Below are 18011 nucleotides of genomic sequence, written 5' to 3' on the forward strand. Positions count from 1 at the left end.
TTCGTAATTCGTAATTAAGTTATTCTTGATTTTCTCCGCGTCCCCGCGTCCCTCCATCTCCCCATCTCCCCATCTCCCCATCTCCCCATCTCCGTGTCCCCGCGTCCCCCCATCTCCCCATCTCCCCATCTCCCCATCTCCCCTGCAATGCAAATTCACTATTTCTCAGCCTCATGATGCAGCATTTACGTCAATTAATAGAAATAGAAAATTCAGAATTAGCCCAAGTGCTACGATTTGGTTTATATGGATTAGAAGCGGCACTAAATCAGGCGCGAGAGGAATATTCACAAGACCCAGGAATTGAGTTATGTGATCAGGTTTTGCAAGAACTTTATGAACTTTTACGACCGATACCATTTGCACAAGTTGAGGATAGTAGAGGATTAAAATTAATTCATTTGCAAAAAGCTTTTAATTCTGACTCAGAACTAAATTTTTATCTAGGAAATTCTCCTTTACAAAGCCAAACAGATGCTGACTTGTGGAATGAAATTCAACGCTATTTGCTGCGAGTTCCTGAAGATTTAGCTACATCTTGGAGACAGTTGGCTGGGGAAATGGCGCAAGAAGTTGGCGCGGTTGAAGACAATCAAAATCTTGATGAATTGCCATTTATTCGTGATGAGTTAATTTATCCTGGATTGAGTGGAACTGTTCAAGCTAAAGGGCTATGTTTATCTCAAAAAGCACTTTTGAAAACAGAGATAACCCGGATTTATCCAACCTGTGATTTACAGTTATTAGCTGGGTTTATACTTTTATATATTAAATGTATTGAGATAGAACCAAATTTACATCATGCTTTGAAGAGCGTGTTTAGTTTTGATGTGGTTTCTTTACACACCAACCCAGAACAGCGCCATCTCTATCTTGAAGCATTGAGCGATCGCTTGCAACGTACCGAAAAAGCTGAGGAAAATACTGACCCTATCTTCAATCTACGTGCTTGGATTGACATGGATGAAGCTATCCATTCCTTAGTATTTATTCCCCCAGCCGAGCGTTATTCCTGGTGGGGGAAGTTACAACAAGAATCACGACGTATCCTCAAAAAAGTTGCGAATAAAGCCATTAAAGCAGGACATGATATCCGCATTAAACAATTATCAGGACTGTATGCTGATAATTGTACTTTTTCCAAAGATGACATCCAATTAGATTGTGGCGGTACACCAGGAGAAGTTTTAACTTGTCTGCGAGTGTATGCGCGAATTAATCACGAAGAAAATCCGGGGCGGGTTCTATTTCGGTCTTTACGGTAAAAAGGAAAACGCGGGGAGGGGGAGACGCGGAGACTGTGGGACGCGGGGAGAGGAAGACGCGGAGAAAATTAAGAATTAGCTGTCACCTGTCAGCTGCCCCCCGCCCCCTGCTTTACTGCATACGCGGAGGTGTAGGACGAGGTGTACGAGGAGCCGGTGAAGGCGAAGTTACAGGTGAGGGGGTTGGCGAGGCAAATAAAGTTTGTGGTGTATTCATAGCTTGAGAATCTTGAGGTATTGCGGCCAAGGTAGCAGTCCCCAAAAATGCAACTAAAGTCAACCGTGCGAAGGATCTCATATTTTTATCCCTGTCAAGACTTATGCTACTCTATTTTGATACATCCTCAAAACCTAGCTATCTTGCTATAGTTAGGCTCACTTATGTTTCTATAAGTAGAAAAATGCATTTAGAAAAATGTCTAAAGTTGATATTTAAGTGAGATGTAATTAATTAATGTCAAGATCAAAATACGGAGTTGATAGAAAATGCTAAAAAGCAGATGGAGAAACAAATATAGATGATTCAACCGCGCAAGCAATTTGCTCAACATTGGTTAAAAAGTGAAAAGGCACTCGACGCAATTGTCAAGGCAGCAGAGTGTAAAAGTAGCGATCGCATTTTGGAAATTGGCCCTGGTACTGGAATTCTGACTCGGCGGTTGTTACCCCTAGTTAAATCCCTAGTCGCTGTGGAAATTGACCGCGATTTGTGCAAATTACTTGTCAAACAACTAGGTCAGAGGGAAAATTTTTTACTGCTGCAAGGGGATTTTCTGACTCTAGATGTATCATCTCAACTGTCTGCTTTTCCCAATTTCCAAAAGCAAAATAAAGTTGTTGCCAATATTCCCTACAATATTACAGGGCCAATTATTGAAAAATTACTCGGTACGATCGCTCACCCGAACCCAGAACCATTCGATTCTATTGTCCTACTGGTACAAAAAGAAGTCGCCGAAAGATTATATGCTAAACCTGGCTCCAGGACTTTTGGGGCTTTGTCAGTCCGGGTACAGTATTTGGCTAATTGTGAGTTAATTTGCACAGTCCCCGCTGCTGCATTTGAACCACCACCAAAGGTCGATTCCGCAGTAGTGCGATTGCGTCCTCGTCAAATTGAAATTCCCGCCCATGATCCCAAAAAGTTGGAAAATCTGCTGAAATTAGGGTTTGGGTCTAAGCGAAAAATGTTAAGAAATAATTTGCAATCGGTAATTGACCGCGAGCAATTGACTCAATTACTGGAACAATTAGGAATAAATCCCCAAGTACGCGCCGAAGACCTCAGCGTTGAACAATGGGTGTCACTCACAAATCAGTTATAGCAGGGAACAGGGAACAGGGAACTCTTAACAGTAAAAAAGCTTGAAAGTCTTTTGGTGTATGGGTTTAATGACAAATTTATGTACTAACATACTTTATGTCCTAACCTACCTGGCAACTGCTATAAATGATAACTGGTTACTGTTAACTAATAACTAATATGCGTTCTTATAGTTTAATTGCACCTGCCAAAATCAACTTATATTTGGAAATCATCGGCGACCGCCCTGATAGATATCATGAGTTAGCAATGATACTGCAAAGCATCGACCTAGCAGACCAAATTGATATCCAATCTGCCAGCACAGAGACGATTCGCGTTCACTGCAACCACCCACAAGTACCGACAGATAATAGTAATTTAGCATACCGAGCCGCCGCGCTAATGGCGACAAAGTTTGCCGACGCGTATAGAAACTTTGGCGGTATTGACATTACTATAAAGAAGCGAATTCCTGTAGCAGCGGGTTTGGCTGGTGGTTCCACAAATGCAGCAGCGGTGTTGGTGGGGATAGATTTACTCTGGAACCTGGGACTAACTTTTGCCGAATTAGAAGAATTAGGCGCTACCCTAGGTTCTGATGTGCCATTTTGTATTTCTGGGGGAACTGCGATCGCTACAGGCAGAGGTGAACAACTCTCTCCTTTACCAAGTTTAGATCACATCCACATAGTCTTGGCCAAATACCGGAGTTTAGAAGTTTCTACTCCTTGGGCATACAACACCTATCGTCAAGAATTTGGTAGTACTTACATTAGAGATACCGCCAATTTAGCAGATCGTGCTAATGCAGTCCATTCGGGAGAAATAGTCAAAGCTATTGTCAATAAAAATACCGTAGAAATCGCCCAAAAACTGCACAATGATTTAGAAAAGGTAGTCTTGCCAGCTTATCCTCAAGTTTTGCATCTACGCGAATTATTTGCCACTCAACCAGGGGTTTTAGGCACAATGATGTCTGGTTCTGGCCCTTCAGTATTTGCTATTGTAGAATCGGCAGAACAAGCAGAAATTGTCAAATTAAAAATCCGAGAAGCAATTCCTGATCAAGATTTAGAATTATTTGTGACTCGGACAATTACACATGGAATTAAAATCGCATCATGAATGAACCAAATATCACCCCTTCCGCAGATACTAACGCCCAAGTACCACCGACTCCCCTACGCTGTATCATGGGTGCGGCTATGTCAGGAGGATTTGGATTTGCCATGTATTCCTTGATGATAGCGATCGCTACAACTTTTGCCAGCAAACCTATCCATTCAGATAACCCCATGGTAGTGAATATTGGTTCTGCTGTCCGTACCTTAGTTGTAGGTGTAATCGCTTTAGGAACTGGGATATTCGGAATCGTGGCGCTTGGTTTATTAGCTTTGGCGGTACAACTATTATTACAGCAATTGACAAAGCCTAGAAACAGTTAATTAAGTCTGACGCGGAGACACGGGGATGGGGAGACGCGGGGACACGGAGACGCGGGGACGCGGAGACACGGGGATGGGGAGACGCGGGGACACAGACACACGGAGACAGGGAGACACGGTGACGCGGGGACACAGACACACAGACACATGGAGACATGGTGACACGGTGACACGGAGAGTTTTTTTGATATGATCAACTACTTAACGGTAAATCATTTACCCATGATGAGCGGTTTTTGATGACTTGTAGCTTTGCAGTTTTGGGAATTTGCCCAAATTGATTTTGTTTTCTCCAAATTGTTGGAGCTAAGTTGTGATATTGGCGAAACTGGCGGGAGAAATGACAAGCCGTTTGATAGCCGAGTTGTGTCGCAATTTCTTCAATAGTCTGATTAGTATTTTTCAGTAAAGTACAAGCAGCTGCCATGCGGCGCTTAACAATCCAGACATTCACAGTCTCTCCCGTTTCTTTACCTACTTGGGTAGTTAAGTAAGCCGAGGAATAACCAACAGCTTGTGCCACATCAGACAATGTGATCCCTTTGTGATAATTAGCTTCAATATAGTCGAAAACTTCTTTGAGGTGGGTAACAGGCGGAAAGATGAACTCAGAATTTAATGAACCATCTGACAATTCTGGGGCTTGATGAAAGTTAGCAGCATAAGAGTATCTAAGGAGTGCTTGCTTTTCTAGTCGGATTGCGATCGCTTTGAGCAAATGATTAACTGTCAAAGGCTTGGTAAGATAGTCATCTGCGCCCAAATCCATCGCTTTTCTCATAGATGCCATCGTGTTACTAGCTGTGAGAAAAATGAACGGAATAACAGCTGTGACATAATCTTGACGCAGCTTAGTAACAACAGTGTAACCATCCATACCTGACATCATCAGATCGCAAATCACCAAATCTGGTAAATGTTCTTGTACTTGTTGGATACCAACCAGACCATTTTCCGCTCCTATCGCCACAAAGCCTTCAGCCTCAATACCTTTTAAGAAGAGATCACGGGTAGGTGCATCATCTTCAATCACAAGAATTTTTTTCGACGATTCGCGTATCATTTTGTAACCAATATAAAGTTTTCAAAGGGAATGATTACTAAACTCTTCGCTGATGATTAAGCCGAGACACAATTAAGGTGGATTTGAGAATATAGCAGATTGCAGATCAATGAGGTACAGAATCTAAGTTGAAACCTAGACACATTCGCCAGTTTTACTCCTGAACGGCAGTTGCTTTATGCCGGGGAACCCGTCCACCGCACTGCCTCCTCCTGAACCGGAGGTCTGCGAAGCGTCTCCTGAATTCTGCTGTATAGCAGTCCTTTTCGGAAACATATAGGGAATAGAGAACACAGTTATTGATGAAAAATCAAACCTCTGAATAGGGAACTGATGGCAGCATCACAGTAAATGTTGTGCCTACACCAACTTTAGTCACCCATGTGACTTCTCCGTGATGTAAATCTACAAGAGTTTTAACAATCGATAAACCTAGTCCTGTACCAGGAATATTATCAATATTACTACCTCGATAAAATGGCTCAAATAGTCTTTTTTGATCTTCTTCAGTAATGCCAATTCCTTGATCTCGAATCTGAAAGACCACTTTTCCCTCCTCACAATCAAGTATTAAATCTACTGTGCTGTCAATTGGAGAATATTTAATTGCATTATCAAGCAAATTAGTCAAAATCATATCCAAAAATTTTTTATCAATCCATGCTGTTGAGCAATCACCTCGACTGTAGAAATTAATAGAGTTATGGCTATCTTTCAGCAGTCTTTTTGCCAGCAACTCCTCGCAGAACTGAAGCAAACTAATTGGTTTTTGATCTACATTTATTTTTGCTGATTCTGTTTTAACTAAGGATAGAACATCATCCAAAATTTGGTTTATTTGTTCGACTGCTATTTGAATATGTTCCAGGAATGGTCGTATTTTATCCCCTGTCCATTGATGGATATGTCGCTGGATTAAGCTATTAGAAAAATACACAACGTTTAATGGTGTACGAAATTGGTGACAGATAATAGAAACAAAATGCGCTCTGAATTCGCTGAGTTGTTTTGCTTGTTCTAAAGCCTCATATAATTCTGACTCTGCATATTTGTAATTGGTGATTTCAATACCGATAATCACTTCAAATTTTTTACCGTCAACATCTAGGTTACCATCTAACTGAGATACAGCACAAGCTATCCATTTCTCTGTACCGTCCTTAGTCAGTATCTTCATCTCCTGATATTCACAATTGGTTTTTTCACATTGCCTTAATTGTTTAGTTTTGATTAGTTGGGCTTGTGTTTTACTTTTACGTTATTCTGGACACAACCCTATAGAATATATACCTTACCGTACTTATATCAGATTGCTCAAAAATAATTGCCTACTTGCTGGTTCTCAGCAAAATCAAACTGCCAAAAAAGATATGGAAGTGTTTAATATCAAGTCAAATTGGATTCATTTCTGAGAAGGTAAAAAATTGAGTTTATGCCTAGATACATTTCTCATAACTCCTCACGAGAAAAGTTGAAGAATGAAATTTCATAACTCATAATTCAAAATTCATAATTCATAATTCATAATTCATTCTCATCATGATTTACCCAGTTAGTATCTTTAATAGTCGGCTGCAACCTATCCTCAGAGAAATTGTTTCGCAAAAAAAGCTAGAAGTCGTACAAATGCAGCAAGAAATGTCTTTAGCTTCTTTACAACGTCAATTAACTGCTGCTCCGACTGTACGAGATTTTTTTACGGCTGTGCAGCAAAGCCTTGACAAACCGAGTTTGATTGCAGAGGTAAAACCAGTATTACCTACTCAAGGTGTGATTAAACCAGAATTTAATCCAGTAGCGATCGCTAAGGCATATGAGCGTGGTGGAGCAACTTGTCTATCTGTAGTTACTGACCAAAAGTTTTTTCAGGGTGGTTTTGAGCATTTGCGTGCTATCCGTCATCGAATAGCATTACCTTTACTGTGCAAAGATTTTATTCTCGATCCCTGCCAAATTTATTTAGCAAGGGCTGCGGGTGCTGATGCAGTATTATTGATTGCGGCTATTCTTTCAGATCGAGAGATACATAACTTTTTGCGTGTGATTCACTACTTGGGAATGAATGCTGTAGTGGAAGTCCATAACTTAACTGAATTGGATCGGGTACTGAAGTTAGAAGATTTACGCATAGTGGCAATTAACAACCGCAGTTTGGAAGATTTTAGTGTCAATGTTAGCACCACTCAGCAATTAATGGCAGCGAGGAGATCACAATTACAAAACTTAGGTATTATCGTGATCAGTGAATCAGGAATCGAAACTTCGGCTGATTTATCTCTCATTGCTGATGCTGGTGTTAATGCCGTCTTGATGGGAGATTCTTTATTGCAGCAAGCAGATTTAGAAGAAAGTGTTCGGAGTTTACTTAAGCCTAATTCCCCTGTCTATAAAGACTTGGTAAAAAAGGCAGTATAAAATTTTCTGAAAAACCGTTCTTTTCGTCTTGATTGAAGCCTTTAAACCCCCCTTTTCTATCAGGGAATGGGATAGGGGGTTAGGTTTCCAAGGCTGATCGCTTTGGAGTATATACTCAAAACGGTTAGAAACTTAACTTTTTCTTGACAAAAAAATAACTTCTACGCCTCTCTCCGTTTACGGGGAGAGGTTTGGAGATGGGTTAAGTTTTGAGACGTTTGCAGTATAGACGGCTGGGAACTTTACTTTTAAACGCAGAGGTACGCAGAGTTTTTGTTCAAGTTTTCGCTCTCTCATTTATGCAATACTGTAAAGTTCAGATATTAGGCATTTTTAGTATAATACATTGAAAATATCTTCTGGCATAAATCTATACTTTGACAACTTTTAAAGTTCTCAAACTAGTATCTGCACAACCAGTAATAAATCCGCCCATTGTCTGAATTTGTTGCAGATATTCTAAAGCTGATTGTGTGATTATTTCTCCTGGCATTAATACTGGAATTCCTGGAGGATAAGGACAAATAATTTCTGCACAGATCCTTTCTTGGGTTTTTTCTAAAGGTAATATCTCACTTTCAGCAAAAAAAGCCTCACGAGGAGAAAGACAAGAAATATAGTCTATTTTATCATCGTTCCTATATTTACATATATTGTACTGACTTGTCAATTGTGGTATCTGAGTCAGACTTTTTACTCCGTGAATTAAGGCGTTAATATCCTCCTTTGTGTTTCCCAAGCTAATGATAAATATCAGATGTTGAAGAGAGGAAAATTCTGGAGTTACACCCATTTGATTAAGAATTTCTTCGGCCGCAAAACCTGTTAAACCTAATTTAGAAACATTAATTGTTAATCGTGTTTTATCTAAATCTATAAATCCCGGTGATTTTTCTCTCTTAGCAAGAGGAGTAGATAAACCGGGAATTTGATTAATTTGACTTCTGGCTATTTCCGCTAATTGCAAAGTCTCAAACATCAACTTTTCTCCGTTAATAGCCATTTGTTGACGTGCAGCATCTAGAGAAGCTAGAAGTATAAAACTAGGACTTGTAGATTGCACTAATTGCAAAGCTTTATTGACTCTATCAATATCAATTCTATTTCCTTGAATATGTAACATTGATGCCTGTGTCATTGCACCAAGGGTTTTATGAATAGACTGCACTGTTAAATCTGCACCTGCGACTAATGCTGAAGTCGGTAATTCTGGGTGAAAATGGAAATGTGCGCCATGTGCTTCGTCTACGAGAAGGGGAATATTGTATTGGTGGGTAAGGTTTACAAATGCTTGCAAATCTCCACAAACACCGTAATATGTAGGATAAACTGTCAGCACTGCTTTTGCATCTGGATGTTTTGCTAATGCTGCTTTTACTGCTTCCGGTGTAATGCTGTGAGCAATATCTAAATCTTCATCATATTCAGGCTGAATAAAAATAGGAATTGCACCAGAAAGAATTAAACCAGAAATAACCGAAGAATGCACATTTCGCGGCAGAATTATTTTTTCTCCCATTCTGCAAGTAGCGAGAATTGCAGCTTCAATTCCACAGGTAGAACCATTAACTAAAAACCATGTTTTTTCAGCACCAAAAGCTTCCGCTGCGAGTTCTTGTGCTGCGAGAATTGCATTTTCTGGTTTGAATAAATTATCTAATTCTGCTAATTCTGTTAAGTCAGCGAGAAAGACATCTTTACCTAATAAATCAGTTAAAAGTGGGGAAATGCCCGCACCGCGTTTATGTCCTGGGGTGTAAAAGGGTGCGTGAGGACGGGTTTTACAGGCTTTTAAGGCATCTATAAGGGGGGTTTGGTTTTGATTGAGCATTTTTGGGTAAACTGATTTTTCTGAAAAATATACTGAAATAGTCTCTATAGACATTAGGTATATAAAAGCGTTAAATTGTCTTAAGAATTTATAAGTTTAGTCTGCCAATACCATGCCAAAACACAAAACGCAAGATGAATTTATCAAAGAAGCTCAGGCTAAACATGGAGATTTTTATGACTATAGCAAAGCACTTTACATAAGCTCTAACACCAAAGTCATTGTAATTTGCCCTCAGCATGGGGAGTTTCAAATTACTCCTAGCCATCACCTTCAAGGTGTAGGTTGTCGTAAATGCTTTAATGAGAGAATGCGGAATGATCAAAATAATATCATTGCAAAATTTCGTCAAACTCACGGCGAATACTATAACTATGATAAGGTAATTTATAAACGAATTGACTTAAAAGTTACGATTGAATGTCCCCTTCATGGTGACTTTGAACAAGTACCAAAAGCTCACATAGCTGGATCAGGTTGCGCTAAATGTGCCGTTGAAGGACAAGCCTTATCAAATCAGGAATTTATTATAAAAGCTCAAATCAAACATGAAGATAGATATGACTACAGCCAAGTTGTCTATATCAATAACTCTACTAAAGTAGCTATCATTTGCCCAACGCACGGACTTTTTAACCAACTGCCAAGTAATCATCTTCGAGGCAGTCAATGTCCTCTATGTTCCAAAGAAATTATTATGGCAAAAAAACATAGATTTGAATATAAAAATGTTACTTATCCTAGTATTAAATCTGCTTGCAAAATTTTGGGTAAAGATTACTGGATTGTTCTAAAAAGATTAGATGCTGGTTGGACTTTAGAACAAGCTTTTGATGACGAACCTCATAATCCTCGACATCCTTTTGAATTTGATGGAATTGTCTTCAATGGAATAGAAGATGCTGTTCGTAAACTCAATGCTCCTGTTAGTTCTACCACTGTTAGAAGAAGGCTTGCAGAAGGAATGGATAAAGAGCAAGCTTTATTTACTCCTCCTAAGTTTGGGTACGATAATGGAGTAATTTATGTAATTACTAACTGTATAAATGGTAAGCAATATGTAGGATTGACCACAACATCTATAGAAGAAAGATGGGAGAGGCACTTAGATCAAGTCTCTAGAAAAGAAGCTTCTCTCATTCACAAAGCAATCGCTGAATTTGGAGAGGAGAATTTTACACTAGAAGTTATTGATCAAGCTTCTGATATTGGAGAATTGCGAATTAAGGAGCGTGAGTGGATTAAGAAACTTAATACTTTTAAGCCTAAAGGTTACAATGTAACTTTAGGTGGAGAGGTGGGTGGTGCGCCAGGTAAGCCGACAAGAATTCCTGGAGATCCTACGCTTTATCCATCTGTTCAAGCAGCAGCCCAAGCTTTAGCTGAACGAGAGGGAATTAGCCAAGAAGCTGCTGAGAAAAGAATTTATACAGGTCGGGTTGATGCCAATAAACCTCATGGTATGTCTAAAACCAAAATTTATAAGTATTGGGACAGATTAGTTCACCAATCAGCTAACCCCAACTCTAAAGAGTACAATGGTTACATTATCTGTGAAAATTGGCAGCATTTTCATAAATTTTTTGAGGAAATGAATGAGGGATATCAAGAAGGTTTATGTCTTAAGTTGATTGATCCTTCTCTTCCTTATTCTAAAGAAAACTGTTCATGGGTTCCTAAGAGTGAATTACATAAAATTCATGGGATGGTAGGAACTAGGCTTTATGGATTATGGACTAATCTAGTTCGCAATATTGCTAATCCTGAATCAGATGCTTATAGAGGAACGCCAATAGATGATCGTTGGCGAAACTTTATTTTGTTTTATGAGGATATGGGCAATGAATATGAAGAGGGAAAACTTCTCCAACTGAAGAACTCAAGCCAGCCATACTCTAAAGATAATTGCCAATGGGTATGGCAACATGGTAAACAACAGGCTCATCCATTATTTGGAAGTTACTTGTATAAACTTTGGAGACGAATTGTAAACGAGTCTTGCAATCCACAGTCTAAAAATTACAACGGTTCTGAAATTTGTGAACGCTGGTGTGATTTTGCCTTGTTTTGTGAAGATATGGCTCTAACATACAAAAAGGGGCTTAAACTAATTAAGCTCAACTCTAATATGCCCTATTCACCAGATAATTGCGAGTGGAAAAACAATCGAGAAGCAGCCCAAACTCATGGAATGGTAGGAACAAAGTTCTATCAAATTTGGGCAAGACTAAAGCATCATCGTACTAATCCAACTGCCAAAAATTATGAAGGAACATCTCTGTGTAAAAGTTGGCAGATGTTTGAAAACTTCAAAGCTGATATGTATGATTCGTATCAAGAAGGAATGGGTTTGAAGCTAATTGATCCAAGCAAGCCTTACTCTAAGGAAAATTGCTGTTGGATGACCAGATGTGATTTGCTTAAAAAACATCCCATATCTGACTCAAAAGATTAATTTATTTAGCACCAACGTCTTAGTTAAACGTAAAGCAGTACAATTCTTAGCTAAAGCTAGATTACAGCAATTCCTGCTATATAATAATTCCAACTTTCAAAAAATATCCCCATGATTGAAATTGTATTTCTCGTTGAAGATGATCCAGACGGTGGTTATACAGCCACAGCATTAGGCCAATCAATTTTTACTCAAGCTGATGATATAGAAACACTGCGAGTAATGATTCGTGATGCTGTTCGCTGTCATTTCCCTGATCAAGAAAAATGTCCTAAAATTATTCAGTTACAAAATATTCTCTAAACAACATGAACTTCAAAGATATCAAAGAAAAATTATTCCCAATTATCAAAGTCATATCCATAACACTTATCACCAGTGCAATAGGCTTAGAATTATGGAATATCCAAACATCAATAACTAACAGTCAACTACCAAGTATCTTAACTCCCGCTTTGATAATTGCTCATGTTGCATTATCGGCTCATTTTCTAGAAGGAATAATTGCGGCTTATTATGCACCCGCTCAAAATCAGACACCAATCAAATATGGAACATATACATTTTTTGTCGGTACAATTGGGTTATTAGAATTGTTTGACAATAAGTAAATAAGCATAGCTTGCCCGTAGCGCTTACGGGAAGCCTTTATATAGGACTAATATTTGATTTTTGAAATATACGTAGGGTGGGCATTGCCCACCGTTGGAGGGTTTAGTAAGGCATAGCCCTACCTACACTACTTAAAATTTTATGGCTACGCTACGCAAGCTATCAAATATCATTTATGATTCCTATATATAAATTAAAATATATAAATTAAAATTACTCCTACAAAAAATCAAGGCTGTCACTTCATTTCTGCGTAAGTCCTATAGTTTTCTTAGTCAACCAGAGTTCTCAGCTAAATATATCGCTCTTACAGCATAGAACCCTATGTGTCGAATGGTAGAAGATTTTAGAGACAAGACGAAGCTAATCTGTTTATAGGGTTTTCTAGTCTACTGAAGTACCAAGTTATCTGCTTTCATCCTCTTCTCTATGCGGTTAATTCTTTCTTGCTGTACCTCATGAATGTGGAAATCTCTGTATACAATCACAACATTTGCTCCCCTTAAACTAAAACCAGATTTTAGCCACTTTATAAGCACTCAAAACTTGTTTGCTCATTTTGTCTGTCAGGAGAGAGAGTCAAACATCTACTAATAGATTGGCTTTTTTAGATGGATAATAGATGGTCTTTTGATACTGACAATCAATGAGCAGAATTAAGTAGAGTAATGTCAATAATTAAAGGTTTGTAGAGAGGTCTTTAGACCTTAAATTAGGGCTGTAGCCCTAACTACGAGCCAATTTCAAAATTTGATGATTATGGAGGTCTTATTGTTGATTAAACTTATGTAGTTTTTACTTGAGATTTAAGGAGAAAAGAATGATTTTTTCAAATTTGATCATGACTTTAGAGTCGTGCTATTTACATTTAGGATTAGCACCGATAAAAGCAACTGCTAAAGTGTTAACTCCCGTACAAACACCATTGATTTTTTCTAGTCCTAAATTTTTGTTGGCTTTGCTATGTGGTGTATTCATGGCATTTGCTTTTCAATTATTATTCACAAATCTCTCTGTAGCTGCGGGAATTTCAGCTATAGGAACTGGTGCATATTCTGATGTTGATGATACACAAACATTAGGTGGAAGTATTCGCAAAGTTGAAGCGAAGATTGGGACTTGGGCAATTTTTTCTTCCAGTATTGCATTGTTTATCGCTTGTTTTTTAGCGGTTAAACTCAGCTTAATTCAAAGTGCGTTTTTGGGTGCAATAATCGGTGTCGTTATTTGGTCTACCTACTTCACAGTCATTATGTGGCTGGGTTCTAATGCTGTAGGTTCATTAATTGGTTCTTTTGTTAGCACTGTAACGAATGGTATTCAAGGTTTGTTGGGTACAGCGACTTCTGCTATTGGTGCTAATGTTGCTCAAAGACAGATGGTTTCTACGGCTGAAGAAATTACCGCCGCAGTGCGACGAGAATTAACTTCTGGTTTTGATGCTGACAGTATTAGAAATACTTTGCAAAGTTCTTTGAGTTCTTTACAGTTACCACAGCTAGATGTCAAAGAAATTAGAAGTCAATTTGACCAGTTGTTAAAAGATGTAGATTTGCGAGATATCGGCAATAGTGAACTTCTAAAAAATATCAATCGTCAGACTTTTGTTGATTTAATCAGCAGCCGGACAGACTTTTCTCAAGAAGAAGTAAATAAAATTGCTGACCAACTAGAGGATGCTTGGAAGCAAGTTTTAAATCGCCAAAATACGACGGGAAAAGTGCTGGATTTATTGAAGTCTGCTAGTCCAGAAGAATTAAAATCAGAAAAATTAGGTGAAAGGCTGCAACAACTGATCACTGTTGGGGGAAACGGTAAGCAAACCAATGGTGTGCTAAAACAAGCTATTCAATATGGCTTAGGTGCAGCAGGAACAGCAGTATTAGAAAGAGCTAATATTTCTGATATCAATGTTCAAGAAATCACAACTGAATTGCAAAAAATTGGCAGTAAAGCTCAAGATGTCGATGTCAATAAAATTATTGAACAATTGAAACAGGTTCTGAATAAAACCAGTGAACAAGCAAGTAAATTAGGTACTCAATTAGGTGGAAGATTATCCACGCAACCTCAGAATAATATCAAGGCAGATGTAGAAGAATATATCCTTAATTCTTTCCCTTGGCATTTTAACCACCTGACGATTCAAGATGAATTTAGAGAAGTCATTTATGACCCCAATGCCAACCCCAGCAATGTTCGCCATAATTTAGAAGAAATCAATCAAGATTACTTTTCTAATTTGTTGCAACAACGGGCTGACATCAATGAAGACAGGAAGCGAGAAATTGCGGAACAATTAGAAAATATTCGCCAAGAAGTTCTACCCATTGTTCAACAAGCAGAAAAACAGGAAAAATCACAAAATCTTCGCAGTCAAATAGAAGATTATTTGCGGAATGCGAATAAAGAAGAATTAAATCCAGAAGGGATTGAGCGCAACTTTGGAGTTATTCTAGAAGATCCAGAAGCTGGTTTTGAAGATTTACAGGAACGGTTGAGTGAATTTAATCGGGATACTTTTTTACCATTACTTCAGCAACGCCAAGATATTAGCGAAGAAGAAAATAACAATATTATTGGTCAACTCGAAAGCACCCGTGAGAATATTATCAATCGGGCTAGAGAATTGCAAGAACAAGCCAGAAATAAAGCTGATGAATTGCGTCAAAGAGTAGAAGATTATCTGCGGAATACTAACAAAGAAGAACTCAATCCTGATGCTATCAAGCGTGATTTTCAAGTCTTGTTAGAAGACCCGCAAGCCGGAATAAATCTTTTGCGTTCTCGCTTATCACAGTTCGACCGAGATACGTTAGTACAATTATTAAGTCAGCGTCAAGATTTAAGTGAAGAAGAAATTAACCAAACTCTAAACTCTTTGGAAAGAGTACGAGATAATATTCTGCAAGCACCACAAAAAGTTGGTGAAAAAGCGCAAGAGCAGTATGAACAAACAACAACAGCAATCAGGGAATATCTGCGAAATACCAACTTAGAAGAACTCAATCCAGAAGGTATTCAGCGAGATTTGCAACAGTTGTTGAATGATCCCAGAGAAGGTGCTGTAGCATTACGTAATCGCCTTTCACAATTTGATCGGGAAACATTAGTTAAATTGCTGGCTGGACGCGAAGATTTGAGTGAAGAGCAAGTTAATCAAATCATCGACTCTGTACAACAAGCGATCGCTAATATTATTAAAGCACCCCAACGTTTGGCGCAACGCACGACTAAACAAGTGCTAGATTTTGAAGCCAATCTGGAAAATTACCTCCGTAACACCAACAAAGAAGAATTGAATCCTGAAGGAATCAAACGCGATTTGCAATTGTTGCTGTCTTCACCCCGCGCAGGTATTGGGACTTTAGGTGAGCGTGTTTCCAGAATTGACCGTTCTACATTGGTAGCTTTGCTTTCTCAACGTGAGGATATTTCTGAAGAAGAAGCAAACCGAATTGTAGACCAAATTGAATCTGTGCGTGACTCGATAGTTCAACAATTCGAGCAAATTCAGCAAAGAATGCGATCGCTAGTTGACAGTGTTTTTGGCAGAGTTCGCGACTATCTCAACGCCTTAGACCGTCCCGAACTCAGTTATGAAGGCATTCAGCATGATGTTGCTAAAATCTTCGATGATCCGCAAGCTGGATTTGAAGCATTGCGCGATCGCTTAAGTCAATTTGATCGTGATACCCTAGTTGCTCTCCTCAGTTCTCGTTCAGATATCTCCCCAGAGCAAGCTAATCAGATTATCAATCGTGTTGAATCAGCGCGGGATAGCGTATTACACCGAGCCGAACGCATCCAGCAAGAAACCCAAAGAAGACTCCAAGCTATTCGAGAACAAGCCAAACAACAAGCAATTGATAGTAAAAAAGCCCTTGCAGATGCGGCTTGGTGGTTATTTAACGCCGCTGTTGTCTCCCTAGTTGCGTCAGCAATAGGTGGAGTTTTAGCCGTAATTACTCCCAATCTATTTGTTTAAAGGCGATTTCCCAAGAATCATCTTTTTAAATGTAGAGATGTTCCATGGAACGTCTCTACAACGTTTTTTACATCATTATCAAGTTAGACTGACCATGATTAATCCCGCTGCTATCTCCATACCCGAACCCCAAATTCCCACTCCTGAAACCAACCCCCTACCACCACGTCCTCAGCCTACACCACAAGAGCCAACCATTCCCCCACCTTTCCCGGAACCAGTACCAGAAACAGTCCCCGCACCAATTCCCCAAACCGTACCAGCACCAATTCCCCAAACCATTCCTCAACCTGTTTGAATTATCTTTATAGTGGATAGTTGAAACCAAAATCTAAAATTTACAATGCTAAGAGCCGGAATTGTCGGACTTCCCAACGTCGGAAAATCAACCTTATTTAACGCTGTAGTGGCTAACGCTAAAGCCGAAGCCGCTAATTTTCCATTTTGCACCATCGAACCGAATGTTGGCATTGTCTCAGTACCAGACGACCGGTTAAACGTTTTGGCAAAAATTGCTACTTCAGTACAAATCGTACCCGCCCGTGTCGAATTTGTCGATATTGCCGGTTTGGTGAAAGGTGCAAGTCAAGGAGAAGGACTAGGTAATCAATTTTTATCCCACATTCGGGAAGTTGATGCGATCGTTCATGTCGTGCGTTGTTTTGAAAATGATGATATCATTCACGTTGCCGGTTCAGTTGACCCAGCGCGAGATATTGAAATCATTAATTTAGAACTTGGTTTATCAGACTTATTCCAAATTGAACGCCGTATTGATAGAACTCGCAAACTAGCACGCACCAGCAAAGATGCACAATTTGAAATTACAATTCTGGAAAAATTAGCCGCAGCTTTAAATGAAGGTAAATCAGTTCGTCAAGTCAGTTTGAATGCAGAAGAAGCTGAAATTATTAAAGGCTTAGGATTACTTACCAATAAACCAATTATTTACGCTGCTAATGTTTCTGAAGATGACTTAGCAACTGGGAATGATTTTGTGGAAAGAGTGCGAGAAGTTGCTGCTCAAGAAAATGCTCAAGTCGTGATTGTTTCTGCACAAGTAGAAGCGGAATTAGTGGAATTACCAGAAGCAGATAAAGCTGACTTTCTGGAATCATTGGGTGTCAAAGAAGGTGGTTTAAAATCTTTGATTCGTGCAACTTACACCCTTTTAGGTTTGCGGACATATTTTACCTGCGGCCCCAAAGAAACCCGCGCATGGACAATTAATGCCGGAATGTCTGCACCCCAAGCCGCAGGAGTAATTCATTCTGACTTTGAACGGGGATTTATTCGCGCTGAAACTGTTGCGTATAATGATTTAGTAACACATGGTTCGATGAATGCAGCCAAGGAAAAAGGTTTAGTCAGAAGTGAAGGAAAAGAGTATATTGTCCAAGAAGGTGATGTAATGTTATTCCGTTTTAATGTGTAGCAAGTAGATCAGGTGCGTTAGCCACAGCATAACGCACCCTTGCTCAGAACTAACTTTTTATTCACGACTAATTTAAGATTGCTACAGGAATCATAAATGATATTTAAAAAATTTTAAATTTCGTAGGGTGGACATTGCCCACCAAACCCTTGTTAACGAAGGCAGGAGGCAGGAGGCAGGAGGCAGGAGGCAGAAG

16 protein-coding genes and 1 pseudogene are annotated in these 18011 nt (G+C 39.1%); 12 read left to right on the plus strand and 5 right to left on the minus strand.

Annotation, left to right across the window (positions count from 1 at the left end; translation table 11 throughout):
• Positions 1 to 19 precede the first annotated feature (19 nt).
• Positions 20 to 175 (minus strand): hypothetical protein, encoded by a 156-nt coding sequence (locus tag H6G59_RS19865; protein WP_190717505.1) that lies wholly within the window; start codon positions 173 to 175, stop codon positions 20 to 22.
• Between the two features lies 1 nt (position 176).
• Between H6G59_RS19865 and H6G59_RS19870 the strand changes: the two genes are divergently transcribed.
• Complete coding sequence (locus H6G59_RS19870; RefSeq protein WP_190717643.1) at positions 177 to 1265, plus strand: hypothetical protein; 1089 nt, start codon at positions 177 to 179, stop codon at positions 1263 to 1265.
• Positions 1266 to 1377: 112 nt separating this feature from the next.
• Here H6G59_RS19870 and H6G59_RS19875 read toward each other — a convergent pair whose 3' ends face one another.
• Positions 1378 to 1563, minus strand: a complete 186-nt coding sequence (locus H6G59_RS19875; RefSeq protein WP_190717507.1) for a hypothetical protein — start codon at positions 1561 to 1563, stop codon at positions 1378 to 1380.
• A gap of 220 nt (positions 1564 to 1783) precedes the next feature.
• Between H6G59_RS19875 and rsmA the strand changes: the two genes are divergently transcribed.
• The 3 genes from rsmA to H6G59_RS19890 all read left to right on the plus strand — a co-directional run bounded on the left by rsmA (position 1784) and on the right by H6G59_RS19890 (position 4016).
• Positions 1784 to 2590 carry a 16S rRNA (adenine(1518)-N(6)/adenine(1519)-N(6))-dimethyltransferase RsmA gene (rsmA, locus tag H6G59_RS19880; RefSeq protein WP_190717510.1) on the plus strand — a complete coding sequence of 269 codons (807 nt, stop codon included), beginning with the start codon at positions 1784 to 1786 and terminating at the stop codon, positions 2588 to 2590.
• A gap of 158 nt (positions 2591 to 2748) precedes the next feature.
• Positions 2749 to 3696: a 4-(cytidine 5'-diphospho)-2-C-methyl-D-erythritol kinase gene (ispE, locus tag H6G59_RS19885; RefSeq protein WP_190717512.1), complete on the plus strand. Its 948-nt coding sequence runs from the start codon at positions 2749 to 2751 to the stop codon at positions 3694 to 3696.
• Positions 3693 to 4016 carry a DUF3082 domain-containing protein gene (locus H6G59_RS19890; protein ID WP_190717514.1) on the plus strand — a complete coding sequence of 108 codons (324 nt, stop codon included), beginning with the start codon at positions 3693 to 3695 and terminating at the stop codon, positions 4014 to 4016. The genes ispE and H6G59_RS19890 overlap by 4 nt, the downstream gene beginning before the upstream one ends.
• A 193-nt stretch (positions 4017 to 4209) precedes the next feature.
• On the opposite strand, the gene H6G59_RS19895 is transcribed toward H6G59_RS19890, so the two are convergent.
• Entirely contained in the window at positions 4210 to 5079 is an 870-nt protein-coding gene (locus H6G59_RS19895) for a response regulator transcription factor (RefSeq protein WP_190717515.1), read from the minus strand.
• Positions 5080 to 5389: 310 nt separating this feature from the next.
• Positions 5390 to 6256, minus strand: a complete 867-nt coding sequence (locus H6G59_RS19900; RefSeq protein WP_190717517.1) for a sensor histidine kinase — start codon at positions 6254 to 6256, stop codon at positions 5390 to 5392.
• Between the two features lie 55 nt (positions 6257 to 6311).
• Between H6G59_RS19900 and H6G59_RS19905 the strand changes: the two are divergent.
• A pseudogene (locus H6G59_RS19905) lies at positions 6312 to 6491 on the plus strand (HetP family heterocyst commitment protein); the annotation flags it as partial.
• Between the two features lie 127 nt (positions 6492 to 6618).
• On the plus strand, positions 6619 to 7494 hold the full coding sequence (trpC, locus tag H6G59_RS19910) for an indole-3-glycerol phosphate synthase TrpC (RefSeq protein WP_190717521.1): 876 nt from the start codon (positions 6619 to 6621) through the stop codon (positions 7492 to 7494).
• 370 nt (positions 7495 to 7864) lie between these two features.
• Here the strand turns inward: trpC and H6G59_RS19915 are convergent, their stop codons facing one another.
• Entirely contained in the window at positions 7865 to 9325 is a 1461-nt protein-coding gene (locus tag H6G59_RS19915; protein WP_190717523.1) for an aminotransferase class I/II-fold pyridoxal phosphate-dependent enzyme, read from the minus strand.
• Between the two features lie 112 nt (positions 9326 to 9437).
• Between H6G59_RS19915 and H6G59_RS19920 the strand changes: the two genes are divergently transcribed.
• The 6 genes from H6G59_RS19920 to ychF all read left to right on the plus strand — a co-directional run bounded on the left by H6G59_RS19920 (position 9438) and on the right by ychF (position 17815).
• A complete protein-coding gene (locus tag H6G59_RS19920) occupies positions 9438 to 11780 on the plus strand; it encodes a GIY-YIG nuclease family protein (RefSeq protein WP_190717526.1) in 2343 nt (780 codons plus the stop codon).
• Positions 11781 to 11891: 111 nt separating this feature from the next.
• Complete coding sequence (locus H6G59_RS19925; RefSeq protein WP_190717528.1) at positions 11892 to 12083, plus strand: 2-oxoisovalerate dehydrogenase E1 subunit beta; 192 nt, start codon at positions 11892 to 11894, stop codon at positions 12081 to 12083.
• Positions 12084 to 12088: 5 nt separating this feature from the next.
• Positions 12089 to 12391 (plus strand): hypothetical protein, encoded by a 303-nt coding sequence (locus H6G59_RS19930; RefSeq protein ID WP_190717530.1) that lies wholly within the window; start codon positions 12089 to 12091, stop codon positions 12389 to 12391.
• An 821-nt stretch (positions 12392 to 13212) separates the two neighbouring features.
• Entirely contained in the window at positions 13213 to 16380 is a 3168-nt protein-coding gene (locus H6G59_RS19935; RefSeq protein WP_190717532.1) for an MFS transporter, read from the plus strand.
• A 94-nt stretch (positions 16381 to 16474) separates the two neighbouring features.
• On the plus strand, positions 16475 to 16678 hold the full coding sequence (locus H6G59_RS19940; protein ID WP_190717645.1) for a hypothetical protein: 204 nt from the start codon (positions 16475 to 16477) through the stop codon (positions 16676 to 16678).
• A gap of 45 nt (positions 16679 to 16723) precedes the next feature.
• Positions 16724 to 17815, plus strand: a complete 1092-nt coding sequence (gene ychF, locus H6G59_RS19945; protein ID WP_190717534.1) for a redox-regulated ATPase YchF — start codon at positions 16724 to 16726, stop codon at positions 17813 to 17815.
• Positions 17816 to 18011: the final 196 nt, after the last annotated feature.

The sequence above is a fragment of the Anabaena lutea FACHB-196 genome (genome assembly GCF_014698305.1).
Taxonomy (GTDB): domain Bacteria; phylum Cyanobacteriota; class Cyanobacteriia; order Cyanobacteriales; family Nostocaceae; genus Anabaena; species Anabaena lutea.